Source organism: Butyrivibrio sp. XPD2002, from assembly GCF_000423945.1.
GTDB lineage: Bacteria > Bacillota > Clostridia > Lachnospirales > Lachnospiraceae > Butyrivibrio.
Genome location: NZ_AUIY01000017.1, coordinates 54,775 through 69,550, shown reverse-complemented (window position 1 = coordinate 69,550; position 14,776 = coordinate 54,775). Strand labels below are relative to the sequence as shown.

13 protein-coding genes are annotated in these 14,776 nt (G+C 43.8%); all 13 read left to right on the top strand.

Annotated elements, in window-relative coordinates:
• The first annotated feature begins 12 nt into the window (after positions 1–12).
• The 13 genes from G587_RS0109705 (at position 13) to G587_RS0109645 (ending at position 14,763) form a co-directional block, all read left to right on the top strand.
• Positions 13–888 (top strand): sensor histidine kinase, encoded by an 876-nt coding sequence (locus tag G587_RS0109705; RefSeq protein ID WP_026492075.1) that lies wholly within the window; start codon positions 13–15, stop codon positions 886–888.
• A 105-nt stretch (positions 889–993) separates the two neighbouring features.
• A complete protein-coding gene (locus tag G587_RS0109700; RefSeq protein ID WP_026492074.1) occupies positions 994–1,920 on the top strand; it encodes a GGDEF domain-containing protein in 927 nt (308 codons plus the stop codon).
• A 4-nt stretch (positions 1,921–1,924) separates the two neighbouring features.
• Complete coding sequence (locus tag G587_RS0109695) at positions 1,925–2,668, top strand: ABC transporter permease (RefSeq protein ID WP_242830065.1); 744 nt, start codon at positions 1,925–1,927, stop codon at positions 2,666–2,668.
• A 13-nt stretch (positions 2,669–2,681) separates the two neighbouring features.
• Positions 2,682–3,569 (top strand): carbohydrate ABC transporter permease, encoded by an 888-nt coding sequence (locus G587_RS0109690; RefSeq protein ID WP_026492072.1) that lies wholly within the window; start codon positions 2,682–2,684, stop codon positions 3,567–3,569.
• A 66-nt stretch (positions 3,570–3,635) separates the two neighbouring features.
• Entirely contained in the window at positions 3,636–5,165 is a 1,530-nt protein-coding gene (locus G587_RS0109685) for an extracellular solute-binding protein (RefSeq protein ID WP_207637466.1), read from the top strand.
• Positions 5,166–5,282: 117 nt separating this feature from the next.
• On the top strand, positions 5,283–5,591 hold the full coding sequence (locus G587_RS0109680; protein ID WP_035786320.1) for a metal-sensing transcriptional repressor: 309 nt from the start codon (positions 5,283–5,285) through the stop codon (positions 5,589–5,591).
• Positions 5,592–5,653: 62 nt separating this feature from the next.
• On the top strand, positions 5,654–8,233 hold the full coding sequence (locus G587_RS0109675) for a heavy metal translocating P-type ATPase (protein WP_026492069.1): 2,580 nt from the start codon (positions 5,654–5,656) through the stop codon (positions 8,231–8,233).
• A gap of 238 nt (positions 8,234–8,471) precedes the next feature.
• Positions 8,472–8,882 carry a hypothetical protein gene (locus G587_RS0109670; RefSeq protein WP_026492068.1) on the top strand — a complete coding sequence of 137 codons (411 nt, stop codon included), beginning with the start codon at positions 8,472–8,474 and terminating at the stop codon, positions 8,880–8,882.
• On the top strand, positions 8,879–9,685 hold the full coding sequence (locus G587_RS0109665; protein WP_026492067.1) for a hypothetical protein: 807 nt from the start codon (positions 8,879–8,881) through the stop codon (positions 9,683–9,685). The genes G587_RS0109670 and G587_RS0109665 overlap by 4 nt, the downstream gene beginning before the upstream one ends.
• Entirely contained in the window at positions 9,682–11,358 is a 1,677-nt protein-coding gene (locus G587_RS0109660; protein WP_026492066.1) for a vWA domain-containing protein, read from the top strand. The genes G587_RS0109665 and G587_RS0109660 overlap by 4 nt, the downstream gene beginning before the upstream one ends.
• 202 nt (positions 11,359–11,560) lie before the next feature.
• Positions 11,561–12,244 (top strand): hypothetical protein, encoded by a 684-nt coding sequence (locus G587_RS0109655; protein WP_026492065.1) that lies wholly within the window; start codon positions 11,561–11,563, stop codon positions 12,242–12,244.
• A 7-nt stretch (positions 12,245–12,251) separates the two neighbouring features.
• Positions 12,252–14,102 carry an ABC-F family ATP-binding cassette domain-containing protein gene (locus G587_RS0109650; protein ID WP_026492064.1) on the top strand — a complete coding sequence of 617 codons (1,851 nt, stop codon included), beginning with the start codon at positions 12,252–12,254 and terminating at the stop codon, positions 14,100–14,102.
• 82 nt (positions 14,103–14,184) lie between these two features.
• Complete coding sequence (locus G587_RS0109645) at positions 14,185–14,763, top strand: HD domain-containing protein (protein WP_026492063.1); 579 nt, start codon at positions 14,185–14,187, stop codon at positions 14,761–14,763.
• Positions 14,764–14,776: the final 13 nt, after the last annotated feature.

Below are 14,776 nucleotides of genomic sequence, written 5' to 3'. Positions count from 1 at the left end.
ACGGAGCCTTTTATGAAATACCTGCTTATCATACTTGTCGCCATAAACATTTTCCTTTTCCTTAAGATTGTGGCCATGCGCCTGTCACTTAAGGAGCTCAGAGAGGACTATGAGGAGCGTGCAAGAATCCATACCAATACTCTTTTGACGGTATCAAGTCGCGACAGGAGAGTGAGGGAGCTTGCCTCCACTATGAACGAGACCATTGTTAAGCTCAGGGACTCCTACAACAGGTATGAAAACGGTGATCAGGAAATAAAGAGAGCGATAACTAACATATCCCATGATCTTAGGACGCCGCTCACTGCCATAAGCGGATACCTTGAGCTGGCGCAGCGCCAGGAGATGACTCCCGAGCTGGAGAAGTACCTCCAGGTAATTGAGGACAGAACCATGCATATGAAAAAGCTCACGGAGGAGCTTTTCGAGTACTCTATCATAGCAGGTGGCGAGGTGACTGAGGAGAGGAAGGAAGTCAATATCGGCAGGATGCTTGAGGACTGCATCATGGGCTATTATCCCTCACTTAAGGAGAGAGGAATCACTCCGGAGGTTGATATAACAGAGGAGAAGATTGTAAGGAATCTCTATCCGTCCTATGTGGAGAGAATCATGAATAACCTTGTAAGTAACGCTCTTAAGTACAGCGACGGTGATCTTGAGATTTTCCTTTCAGATGAAGGAAAGCTCCGGGTTGCCAATTCCTCAAAGGAGCTTTCAACTGTTGACGTTAATAAGCTCTTTGACAGGTTCTTTAGTGTCGAGAGCGCCCGCAGCAACTCCACGGGACTTGGACTTTCCATAGTGAAGACCTTTGCGGAGCGCATGGACTGCAGTCTTGATGCTAGCTATGAAGATGGCAAAATTGCCATTGAAGTAGGTTTTTAACAGATATTGTTTACATTGATTTTATAAAAATATAACTAATTAGAGAACACGCCTGGGTTATAATTGTAATAAATCTAATTGAATTTGATTACTTTGGAGATGGCGATGTTCTCTGATTTTTTTAACAGACTGGATAGTATAGACTATTTTGTTTCAACTAAAAAGGAACTCCTGGCAGAGAAGAACAGAGCCATGCTGCTTCAGCTCGGCAATGGATTAACCATCGTAGTGGTTCTTTATCTGCTGGTGAGATTTTCGATTGATCCGGGGAGGCTGCCGGAACTGAGATTTTGGGTACTGTTTGCTGTTTTACTTGCGTATCGTATTGAATATAAATGCTGGATTTCCAAGATTTTATTATCTTTTAATTCGACAAGGCTTATCGTACTTCTAAATTATTATCTGTTCTTTATGGCCTCTGCGTATCTTGAAATGAGGGAGTTTGATGCTTCTCACACTCCTATATTTATTGCGCTTATTCTGGCGCTTCCGGCTTTCTACACAGACTATTTTCAGGTCTATTTCCTAATTGAAACTGTAATTGGAATTTCATATTTTGCCATCTGTCATCTGGTAAGTCCGGGGACTCTGAGCTGGCAGGCCTGCTTTGAAATGATGGCAGCCATAATGTTTTCGCTTGTTATGGTGCTCGCTATTTTTGGTAATCAGGCTGAGAGTGTCACTGAAGAAAAGGTATTTAAGGAGAAAAGTGATACAGATCTTCTTACAGGCCTAAAGAACAAGATAGCCTTCCAGGATGAATCAAAGGAGGCGATAAGGAACAAGCCTCTTGGAACTGCAAGTATGCTGCTGATTCTGGATTTTGATAATTTTAAGCTCGTTAATGACAACTACGGACATCAGACAGGAGATGATGTCCTTAAGGCCTTTGCCAACATCCTGATACGTGAATTCCGCGTGGTGGATATCATTGGGCGCGTTGGCGGAGATGAGTTCATGGTCATGGTCCCATCTATTCCATTTGAGAGCACGGGACTTATATTCTCCCGCGCTTGGAATTCTGGAAAGTAAATTTGTGGGTTTCAAGAATTTTATTCAGTATTTTAATTCCTATCAGTTTGGCGTCACAATAAAAAACACCCTGATCCTCAGTATCTACAGCATAGTTGTTGGCTTTCCTTTGCCAATACTCCTTGCACTTATGTGTAATCAGATGAGGAATAAGCTTTTAAAAAATGTTTTTCAGGTGATAACCTATCTTCCGCATTTTATCTCAACCATGGTAATGTGCGGTCTTATCATCATTTTCCTATCGCCAAGCAGCGGCCTTTTTGCCAATCTGGCAAGACTTCTCGGGATGAGCTTTCCAAATATCATGGCGGATTCTGCGGCCTTTAAGCATGTGTATGTATGGAGCGATATATGGCAGCATCTTGGCTGGGACAGCATTATCTATCTGGCGGCTCTTTCAAGTGTGGATGTGGAGTATTACGAGGCTTCGACCATTGACGGCGCCAGCACACTTCAGAAAATCAGATATATAGATATCCCGATGATTCTTCCTACTGCGATGATACTTCTCATCTTGAGAGCCGGAGGAATCCTGGAGATTGGCTTTGAAAAGGTATACCTTCTTCAGAATATCCAGAATATTATGAGCAGCGAGATAATTTCAACGTATGTATATAAGATCGGACTTCAGAACATGCAATACAGCCTGTCTACGGCTATCGGACTTTTTAATACGGTGGTAAATGTGATAGTTCTTCTGATGGTCAATTTTGTGGCGAAAAAGACTACGGATATCAGTCTGTTTTAGTGGGTAAAAAGCTATGCATAAGATAAGGAAATATTCGCAGGATACCTTTATAAATATACTGTTTTACATAATAGCAGTGATAATGATGATAGCCATTTTATATCCGCTGTGGTTTGTGATCATTGCCTCCATAAGTAATCCCTATGATGTGGCAAATGGAAGGCTGTGGCTTTTCCCTCAGCAGGTGGACATAAGGGGCTATAAGGAGCTGCTTGCGCAGGAAAAGATATGGCTTAGCTATATAAACACGATCATCTACACAGTGGTTGGCACAATTATTGCGCTGGTCGTCAACATCTCAGCGGGCTATGCCATGTCCAGAAAGGATCTGCCCTACAGAAAACTCGTAAACATTTTTTATGTGATTCCGATGTTTGTGGGCGGCGGTCTTGTTCCTACGTATCTTGTGGTGAAGAATTTTGGATTCCTTGATTCCTTCTGGGTAATGGTGATTCCCTTCGCTGCATCCTCCTATAACATCATTGTGGCCAGGACCTTTTTTGAGACATCCGTTCCGGAATCCCTGTGGGAAGCAGCGCAGATAGATGGCTGCGGAACCATCAGGTTTTTCCTGGAATTTATACTTCCGCTTTCCAAGGCTATCCTGGCAGTTGTAGGTCTCTGGACAGCAGTAGCCCAGTGGAACTCCTGGTTCAATGCACTTATTTATCTTCAGAATGAAAAGCTGATGCCCTTGCAGCTCCTCCTTAGAAGGATACTTATAACCAATGAATCTCTTCTTGGAGCAGCCACCGGAACAATGGCGCAGGAGCTAAGGCTCCTCTCAGATATGATGAAATATGCTTCGATTGTTATATCAACCCTGCCGATCATGATCCTTTATCCTTTCTTACAAAAATACTTTGATAAGGGTGTAATGATAGGCGCTGTAAAGGGTTGACGATTTTTAGAGGTATTGAAAATGAAAGTGAAAAGGTTATTTATAACATTGGTATTGGGCCTGTGCATGGCAGTGTCAGGGTGCGGTAAAGGAAATGCCGTAACTGAAAATGTGAAGCCGGAGGAAACGGAGAGTGGACTTAAGTCCTATGAGATTACTACGGTGAGATGGGTTGACTGGGGTGAGAATTACCACACCGGTTTTATTGATGAGCTTGCAAAGGAGAAGGGGATGGAGCTTACCTGGAATACCATTCTTAATCCTGACTGGGGTGATAAAAAGGCTGTGCTTATGGCAGGCGGGAATCTGCCCGATGCATTCATGGGATCTATCTGCTTTTCAGAGGCGGAGATCATGAATAATTCAGCAGCCTTCCTTAAGCTTGATGATTATATTGATGATTATATGCCGAACTTTAAGAAGATAATGGAAGAGGATCCAACCATGAGGGCTCTTACTTATTCTGCGGATGGGCATATTTATGGGCTTCCCTCCAAAAAGCCCTGTCGCCCCATAGTGTCAAACCAGATGTTTATAAACAAGGTGTGGCTCGATAATCTTGGACTGTCAGTGCCTCAGAATTACGAGGAGTTTGAAGAGGTGCTTAAAGCCTTTAAGGACAATGATGCAAACGGAAACGGCGATCCTGATGATGAGATACCCTTTGCACAGGGGTATGCCGATACAGTCATGTCCTTCTGCCTTCCCTTTGGAACTACGATAGGGGCAGATGGAACCTACTTGATGACAATTAAAGACGGTCAGCCGGTATTTTTGCCCACCTTCGAGGGCTACAAAGATGGTATAGACTGGATGTATAAGTGCTATTCGGAGGGTCTTATCGATCCGGAGATATTTACGGAGGATTCCTCCATGCGCGATGCCAAGCTTATGAGTGAAACTCCTGTAGTTGGCTGCGCTCCGGGGTGGACTATAGATGCCACCTTTGGTTCGAATGCAGATCAGTACATAGCACTCCCTGCCCTGGAGGGTCCGGATGGTAATCGTTATGTTTCCTCTGATCCGGAGCACTGGAATTACAGCAGATATGAGTTCGTGATCACAGCATCCTGCGAGGATCCGGGACCTTTACTTGCCTGGGCGGACAGCTTCTACACGGATGATGCCACCATACAAAACTTCTACGGACCTTTTGGAATTGGTACCTCCAAGGATGAGAAAAACGGCACCTATAGAGTTTTGGAGCCAAATGACGGAAATACTGCAGATACTTTTGCATGGATAAACTCCCTCAGGGATTTTGGACCTAAGTATGTGGCAGACGGTTTTGATGAAAAAGTGACCTATGATGCGGAAAACGGAGATGCATTAAAGCTGGAGCTTGATAAAGATATGAAGCAGTATGCAAGGGAGGCCTATCCCAATGTGAGTTATACCCCGGAGCAGCTTGGCACTCTTGCAACGCTATACACTGATATAGGAACCTATGTATCCTCCAATCAGGCTAAATGGGTAACTGAGGGCGGCGTTAATGAAGAGTGGGATGACTATATGAGCACCCTGAAAAACATGGGCTATGAAGAGTTCATGAAAATCCAGACAGAGGCCTACGAGAACTACAATTCAAATAAATAAAAATATCTAATTGACAATATACCCCACTGGGGTATATTATTTTGCCAGAAAGGATACCCTATGGGGGTATGCAATAGGAGATGAATTATGGCAGATGTTTCAAATAAAAATGAGGTGATGCAGGAAGCGTGTGAATGCTGCTGCACCGGTAAAACCAAGAAAAGAGATGATAAGGAATTCAGGGACCTCATGAACAGGCTAAAGAGGATTGAGGGACAGGTCAGAGGCGTTGAAGGAATGCTTGAAAATAACGCTTACTGTACTGATATCCTGACCCAGGTTTCAGCTATCACCTCTGCACTTAACAGTTTTAATAAGGTCTTACTTGCTAATCACATGAAGACCTGCGTAGTTGATAACATAAAGGAAGGAAACGAGGAAGTAATAGATGAGCTTGTCTGTACGCTGCAGAAGCTTATGAAGTGATCGTTTCTTAAAGCTACTCTTATAAACAGAGTGAGAATTGGCTTCCTTGGACAGGAGTGAAAATGGAACAATATAACGTAACAGGAATGAGCTGTGCCGCCTGCCAGACAAGGGTTGAGAAGGCAGTAAGTGCCGTTGATGGCGTTGACAGCTGTGCAGTGAGCCTTCTTACAAACTCAATGGGAGTGGAGGGCTCAGCTCGTCCGGAGGATATAATTGCTGCAGTTGAGGCTGCAGGTTATGGCGCAAGCAGGAAGGCCGGAAGCGCTGATAAGGGCGCTGCGTCTGCTTCTGATGAGTCTCTTAAGGACACAGAGACACCCAAGATGAAGAAGAGGCTTATCGCTTCAGTCATTATTCTGATTCCGCTGATGTATGTCTCAATGGGACATATGCTGTGGAAATGGCCATTGCCGGCATTTCTTGACGGCAACCATGTAGCCATGGGATTGTATGAGCTTTTGCTCTCAGCTATGGTAATGGTTATCAATCAGAAGTTTTTCATAAGCGGATTTAAAGGGCTGCTTCACAGGTCTCCCAACATGGATACCCTGGTAGCTCTTGGTGCGACAGCATCCTTTGGCTATAGTGTGTTTGCACTTTTTGCCATGACAGGAGCGGTGCTTGCCGGTGATAAGGAGCTGATAATGTACTACATGAATCAGTTCTACTTCGAGGCAGCAGCCATGATCCTCACACTGATCACAGTTGGTAAGATGCTTGAAGCAAGGTCAAAGGGAAAAACCACCAATGCACTTAAAGGGCTGATGGACCTCTCACCGAAAACGGCAGTTGTTTTAAGAGATGGCACTGAAGAGATAGTGCCCATTGAAAAGGTAAAGGTCGGTGACAGATTCGTAGTAAGACCCGGCGACAGTATACCCGTGGATGGTATCGTGGCCGAGGGAGAAAGCGCGGTAAATGAGTCAGCGCTTACAGGAGAAAGTGTCCCTGTAGAAAAGGCAGTGGGAGACAGTGTATCCGCAGCAACCATCAATACTTCAGGCTACATGGTCTGCGAGGCCACAAGAGTAGGAGAGGATACAACGCTCTTTGCTATTATCAAAATGGTAAGTGACGCGGCAGCCACTAAGGCTCCGATTGCCAAGATCGCCGATAAGGTTTCGGGAGTTTTTGTTCCTGTTGTAATCGGCATCGCTCTTGTGACATTTTCCGCATGGCTCCTTGCAGGTCAGAGTGTTGGTTATGCTATAGCAAGAGCTGTTTCGGTACTTGTAATAAGCTGCCCCTGTGCCCTTGGCCTGGCAACTCCCGTGGCAATCATGGTTGGTAACGGCGTTGCAGCCAAAACAGGAATACTGTTTAAAACAGCTGCTTCCCTGGAGCAGGCAGGAAAGACTCAGATCATAGCCCTTGATAAAACAGGTACAATAACCACAGGTGAAATGAAGGTGACGGATATCATTCCTGCACCCGGAACCTCTGAGGATGAGCTTATTGAGACTGCATATGCTCTTGAACTTAAGAGTGAGCATCCGATTTCAAAGGCCATAACTGAATATGCTGAAGAGAATCAGGTTCTCTTAGCAGAGACCACAGAGTTTGAGGTACTATCCGGAAACGGACTTAAGGGCAAGCTTGAAAATGCTGCAATTTATGGTGGTAACCTTAAATATATTGAGAGCGTTACGGGCAAGGTAAGCAGTGATGTAAAGCAGAGAATCACAGAGCTTTCCCAGAACGGAAAAACGCCTGTCCTTTTTGCAAAGGAGGGTAATCTTCTTGGAGTCATCGGAGTATCTGATGTTATAAAGGAGGATTCAGCAGGCGCCATAGCAGAGCTTAAGAGGATGGGAATTCACACGGTAATGCTTACAGGTGACAATGAGGTCACTGCAGCTGCGATTGCAAAGCAGGCAGGAGTTGATGAGGTTGTGGCTTCCGTTAAGCCTGACGGCAAGGAAGCGGTCATCAGAGAGCTCATGGAGCATGGCACTGTGACCATGGTAGGTGATGGAATTAATGATGCACCGGCTCTTACCTCAGCTAATCTTGGAATAGCTATCGGCGCCGGAACCGATGTTGCAATAGATGCCGCTGATGTGGTTCTTATGAAGAGCAGCATCAGGGATGTGGCAGCAGCAATCAGGATTTCAAGGAGTACCCTTAGGAATATTCACGAGAATCTTTTCTGGGCATTTTTCTATAATGTTCTGGGAATTCCCCTTGCTGCAGGCTGCTATGTGGCAGCATTCGGATGGGAGCTCAATCCCATATTCGGGGCAGCAGCTATGGGATTATCAAGCTTTTGCGTGGTATCTAATGCCCTTCGGCTTAACTGGATAAAGCCCTATGATGGCTCAAGGGATAAGGTTATTAAAAATGCGATTACAGGAAAATTGATATCACAAGCGACAGACACTGATAGTGCTGGCGCAGATATAAATATTGAAGATGAAAAGGAGACAAACGAAATGAAGATCACAGTAAAAGGAATGATGTGCGAGCATTGCGAGGCTCATGTAAAGAAGGCGCTTGAGGCAATTGATGGTATCGACAGCGCAGTTGCATCCCACAACGACAATCTTGTTACTATCACAAACTCTAAGGATGTGGATGAGGCAGCTATCAAGGCAGCAGTCGAGGATGCTGGCTATGAGTATGTTGGAGTGATCGCATAATAGTTTTAAAGAATAAATAAATAGCGTTTTATTTCAGAATAGGCATATGTTGGTGAAATAGCTTTTTGTATTTTGCCAATGTATGCCTAATATTTTTGCAGAATATATCCTATGATTGTATTAAAGAAAGTCTCAGATTTACGTTGTTTTAGCTTTAAATACCGCTTTTGATGACGTATACTTATAACTTGGGGAAGCCTTCATTGTTTAGAAGGTAAAATGATCCGGGAGATAAGGTATGGAAAAACAGCTTGCAGCAAGAATCAGACAATTTCCTTGTGATATAATGGAAATTCAGGGATCGCTTTCAGATATACTTCAGAAGATATCTGGATGGACGAAGGATGGCGACGATATGCAGCTAAGGCTCCTGATGCCAAGACTGCAGTATCTGGGAGCAATGATAGATACATTAAAGGGCGCCATGAATGATGCATCTGCTCAGATCGAAGAGACGGATGTCATGACAAAGCAGGTAATTGAGCAACAGCTTTTGTCACTTGAAAGCCTTCGTGGACAACTGTCCGGTATAACTGATGCAATAAGTGTCTCGGTCAGGACTTTAGCTGAGTCCGACAGGCAGGTGCTTATGGCAGATATCATGAAGAGATGTAGTGATCTTGAAAATGCAGCTAAGGAGTTGAAATGAGTAAGGATATTTTACAGGGGAAATTCAAACAGAATATGTCTAGGTTTAAGGTTGGAGCGGCGGTGCTTATTTTAACGCTCATCCTTAAAATCATTGTGGTGGCTACAAGGGATACCGTGATCGTATATGCCGGAATCAGGCTATTCAGGACCATTTCGGGAATTGTCACGGTTCTTCTGGGAGCAGGGACACTTGTTTTTCTGGTATTTCTCATAATGGCCGCAACATCATATATGGCACTTCAAAAGCAGACAGCCATTGAGGAAGCCGATTCACATACAGGACCTGTCCTTAAGGTAAAGGGGAACCTTGATCCTGTTCAGATAAAGAACAGCCTTATGACTGAAAGTGATAACTGGATGAAGGCTATTTCACAGATAAATCCCAGCGAAGCCGGGGAGATGAACGTGGCACTTACAAGTGTAAGAGAGACCATGGTTCAGATGGATGATTATCAGCTTCGTCTTAAGAATCTTCTCGATAGCAACGGGGCTGACGCACTTAGAGATACAGAAGAGATTCTTGATAAGGTTGAGCAGCATATCTGCAGAAATGTCAGAAAGCTCCTTAACATAATGACAGTTTCAAGTCCTAACACAAAGAACGATCTGGACGTTGTTGAACTCACAGCAAAGAACTGCGCTGAGGACAATAACAGACTGTTAAAGACCACAAAAGAATTTATTGTTGCAGTCACTGAGTTTCTTAACTCACAGGGCGACAGTGGCAGCGGCATAAATGAGGTAGAGGTGTATAAAAACGCCCTTACTTCACAGATAGAAGAGGGAGGAATTTACTCATGAAGAAAAGATTATTATCAACAGTGCTTACAGTAGCCCTGGTAGCTGCGTCAATTACAGGCTGCAGCAGCGTGCGCAAGGATGCTTCAGTAGGCACACTTTCGGAGGACGAGGCCAAGAAGGAACTGACATCCCTTATGACAAAGGTTGATATCACAAAAAATGAAAATCCTATTCTGGATATTTATTCAGACGAGGTTTCAGAAGCGGATACCCTTGCTGATATCGATACTTTCCCTATCACGGTTCAGGGTAGCGGTCAGATCAATCTTGAGATCGCAGCACCTTCCGAGTTTTCAGGAAGTGCACCTGATAACTGGCTTAATGAAGTGGCTGAGAAGTTCAATAAGTCCGGTGCAACAGCAGACGGAAAGAGCGTTTCCGTGACAGTCAGAAAAATCTCTTCAGGAGAGGTTGTAACATACATGGCAAACGGCGGTTATAAGCCTGACATCTATGTTCCTTCAAATGAAGCGCTTGGTAAGATGGTAGAGGCTAACGGCTTTAAGCCCGAGCTTCTCACAGACAGACTTGCAGGTAATACTGCCGGAATCCTTATGCAGAAGGATATCTACGACAAGTACACAGAAGCCCACGGTGATGTAACCGTAAAGGGAATTCTTGAAGCAGCTAATGCAAACGAGCTTAAGTTCGCTTACACAAACCCTTACACATCAGCAACAGGACTTAATATCCTTTCATCCATGCTCTATGCGTTTGATGAATCAAATCCGTTATCAGCAACAGCAACCAATGCACTCCTTGATTATCAGAAGACCTCACCACCGGTAGCATATACCACAGGTGTTCTCAGAACTCAGGCTGCAAAGGGAATCATCAATGCGATGGTAATGGAGAAGCAGGCTTATGTAAACACTCCCGAGCTTAAGAAGTACGTTTACACACCTGTTGGACTCAGACATGATCACCCCGCATATTTCTTTGACTGGAACTCAGATGCAGCCGCAAGAGACGCAGCTCAGCAGTTCGTCGATTTCTGCTTATCAGGTGATATGCAGAAGCTTGCAACAGACAAGGGCTTTAACCAGGATGACGACTATGTTTCCCAGGACACAGGAATGACAGGTGCTGATTATATCGCAGCCCAGAAGGTTTGGAAGCAGAATAAGAACGGTGGTAAGCCTATCGTTGCTGTTTTCGTAGCAGATGTATCAGGATCAATGGATGGTGAGCCTCTTAACTCACTTAAGCAGTCACTTATCAACTCATCAACATATATCAGCTCAGACCACTATATCGGACTTGTAAGCTATGCAAGTGAGGTTAATATCAATCTTCCTATAGCTCAGTTTGATCCCACACAGAGAGCTTATTTCTCAGGTGAAGTTAAGAACCTCTCTGCAGGCGGTGGAACAGCTACATACGACGCAGTGCTTACAGGTATGCAGATGCTTGAGGATTATGCTGAGACAGTTCCGGATGCAAAGCTGATGCTGTTTGTTCTTACAGACGGTGAGCAGAACACAGGATATTCACTGGATCGTATCGCACCTGTTGTAGGCGGACTTAAGATTCCGGTTTACACAATTGCTTATAACTTCAACAATGTAGGAGATCTTGAGAAGCTCTCCAACATCAATGAGGCAGCTCAGATCAAGGCTAACAGTGATGATGTTGTTAACCAGCTGAGAAACCTGTTCAATGTAAATCTGTAATGTGTTTTGGGAGTTTTTAACAAAACATCCTATGTGAAAAACTAAAGGAGAACCGCGGTTGTAAAAGCCGCAGTTTTCCTTTTATATTTTTTAAAAATTTCTTTTACTTTCATGAGATATTTTGGGGAATTTGACAATAGAATAAGAAAAGTTAAAGTGTATAATAATTCCTTGACTTTATTTTTAGCGAGGAAAAAGAAACATGAACAATCTATTGTACACTTATGAAGAGGTATGTGAAAAAATCGAGGAGAAGGGTCTTCTCATGTATGAGAGAGCAGATGCCAGAGATAAGTTTTTGTGGCAGTTTGCAAAGAGCGGTTCTACACTTCACGTTGACACTGTAATGAACAGCCGTTATGTTCTCTATGCTACTGAAAAAGACTATTCTGCTATCAAGAGAAAAGCAGAGGCAGCAGGCCTTGATCTTGCACTGACAGAGCGTGATAAGGGCATTATCGAGCAGCTTATTGCACAGTATGAGTCAGTTGAGAGCAGAGCTATACTTTTCATAAGAAATGGCAATAGGTTTATGCAGAAAGAGGGCGTTGAGAGAAAGCTTGCTCACGTTATAGTATTCTTTACTAACGAGAATCTTGACTTTATTCTTGATGGCCTTTGCGCAAATGATGCATATAAGGAAAAGAAGGAAGAGGTTAAGAAGGTATACGTGGCTATGCCTAAGCTTCCCAAGCTTCCTGCGCTTTCAGATGATGATATTAAAAACACTATTCCTGAGGGATGTGTAGTATCTCATCAGAAATACGGACAGGGCATAGTTAAGTCTGTTATCGAGGGAAGAATCAAGGTTCTTTTCGAGGGCTCAGTAGAAAAGATCTTTGCAGCTCAGGTTTGTATAGATAAGAATCTGTTAACCGTTTTATAATAAGAGCATGAATATCTTAAATGTAGAAAACGTTTCTAAATCATATATGTCTAAGCCTGTTCTCAGCGGTGTTTCTGTAGGTATAAACGACACGGATAAGATTGGTGTTGTTGGCACCAATGGAACAGGTAAATCAACATTACTTTCAATCATTGCAGGAGTTACCACACCTGACAGCGGACAGGTAATAATCAGTAACGGCCTTCGCATTTCATATCTTCCACAGAATCCTGTATTTGATATGGATAAAACTCTTTTGGAAAATATTGCCGGTAGAATCTACGCAGGCGGTGACCATTGGGATAAGATGGGTGAAATCAAGGCCAACCTTGCAAAGTTTGGAATCGATGATCCCGAGTGCAATCCTGAGATATTATCAGGCGGACAGAAAAAGAGAGCTGCTCTTGTAGCGGCAATAATGACACCTTCTGATCTGCTTATACTGGACGAGCCTACAAACCACCTTGATTCCGATATGATCGAATGGCTTGAGGATTTCCTTCAGCATTTCAGGGGAGCACTTCTCATGATCACCCACGACAGATATTTCCTTGATGAGGTGACAAATCAGATACTTGAAATAGATAAGGGCAGCGTTTACCGCTATGAGTCCAACTATTCGGGATTTCTGGAGCTAAAGCAGCAGCGCCTGGATTACGAGCAGGCTGCGGAGAGGAAGGCGGCTTCCCTTTACAGGAAGGATCTTGCGTGGATGCTAAGAGGTGCAAGAGCCCGCTCCACCAAGCAAAAGGCCCACATTCAGAGATTTGAAGCGCTGCGCGACAGACAGCGTCCTGAGGAAGAGAGGCAGGTAGAGCTTTCTTCACTTCCCACAAGGATGGGCAATAAGACCATTATTCTTGATGGAATTTCCAAGGCATATGAGGGAAAGACCCTGTTTAAGGATTTTTCATATACCTTTAACAAGCTGGACAGAATAGGTATTATCGGACCTAATGGCTGTGGTAAATCAACTCTCATGAAATGTATCGTGGGGCAGGTTGAGCCGGATACAGGCCTTGTTGAGATCGGACAGACCATCAGGATAGGCTATTTTGGTCAGGAAAATGAAGCCCTTGATGAAAGCAAGAGAGTAATTGATTACATAAGGGATACAGCGGAGTTTATCAGAACGACAGACGGACTTACCTCTGCATCTGTTATGTGTGACAGATTTCTCTTTAATCCTGAGATGCAGTATGCGCCTATCTCCAAGCTCTCAGGCGGCGAGAAGAGAAGGCTGTACCTTTTGAGGGTTCTTATGGAGCAGCCAAATGTCATTATCCTGGATGAGCCTACAAATGACCTGGATATTCAGACTCTTAGAATATTGGAGGATTATCTTGACGGTTTCGCAGGAATTATCGTAACTGTAAGCCATGACAGGTATTTTCTTGACAGAGTAGTGACAAGAATATTCGCCTTTGAAGAGGACGGTAGTCTGTATCAGAGTGAGGGTGGCTACTCGGATTATCTTATTCACAAAAAGGAAGCAGGAGCTTTAGCAGCGGACGTATCTGGTTCCAAGAGTGCTTCCAATGGTGGTGGAAAGTCGTCCAATACCGATGATAAGTCTTCAGAGGATAAGTCATCAAAGGGAAGGTATCGTGCTCCCAGAGAGAAGACAAAGCTCTCCTTTAAGGAGCAGAGAGAATATGACAACATCGAAGCAGAAATCGAAGCTCTTGAGGAAAAGAGCGCTGAGCTTGAAACACAGATAGCAGAATCAGCTACTGACTATCCGAAGCTTATGGCTCTTAGTAAGGAAAAGGAAGAGGTCGACGCCGAGATAGAGAGAAAGATGGACAGGTATGTCGAGCTTCAGGAGCTGGTAGACAGCTTTCAGACTGATAAATAATACAATTATATAATTATGTGTTATACGTTGATTTATTTATAGAGAACATTGTTGTTGGGAATTATAAAAGAGGAGAAGAAGTATGAATGCAAGAGAGTACCTGGATATTTTACATGTTGCTGAGAAGTTAAAAGATACAACGCGCCATTGCACAACCACAAATCGCAGAACTGAGAGCGTGGCTGAGCATAGCTGGCGAATTTCACTCATGGCATTTCTTTTGAGACATGAGTTTCCGGACCTTAATATAGACAAGGTAGTGGATATGTGTCTCATCCATGACCTGGGTGAATGCTTTACCGGGGATATTCCTACTTTTATTAAGACAGATGACGACAGAGAAGTTGAAGATTCTCTTTTGAATAAATGGGTTAAGTCGCTTCCGGAAGAGTTATCAAAGGATATGGCTGACCTTTATAAAGAAATGGAGGCTCAGGAGACAAAGGAGGCAAAGCTATATAAGGCTTTGGATAAGCTTGAGGCCCTTATCCAGCATAATGAATCGCCCATAGATACATGGTCGGACAATGAGTACGAGCTCAATAAAACATACGCATTTGATACGGTTGCTTTTTCTGACTGGCTTGTGGCACTTAGAAAAGAGATACTGGATGATACGTTAAGGAAGATTGATTCAGAAAAAGAGGATATTGCTGGATAACGTAATGCAAGGA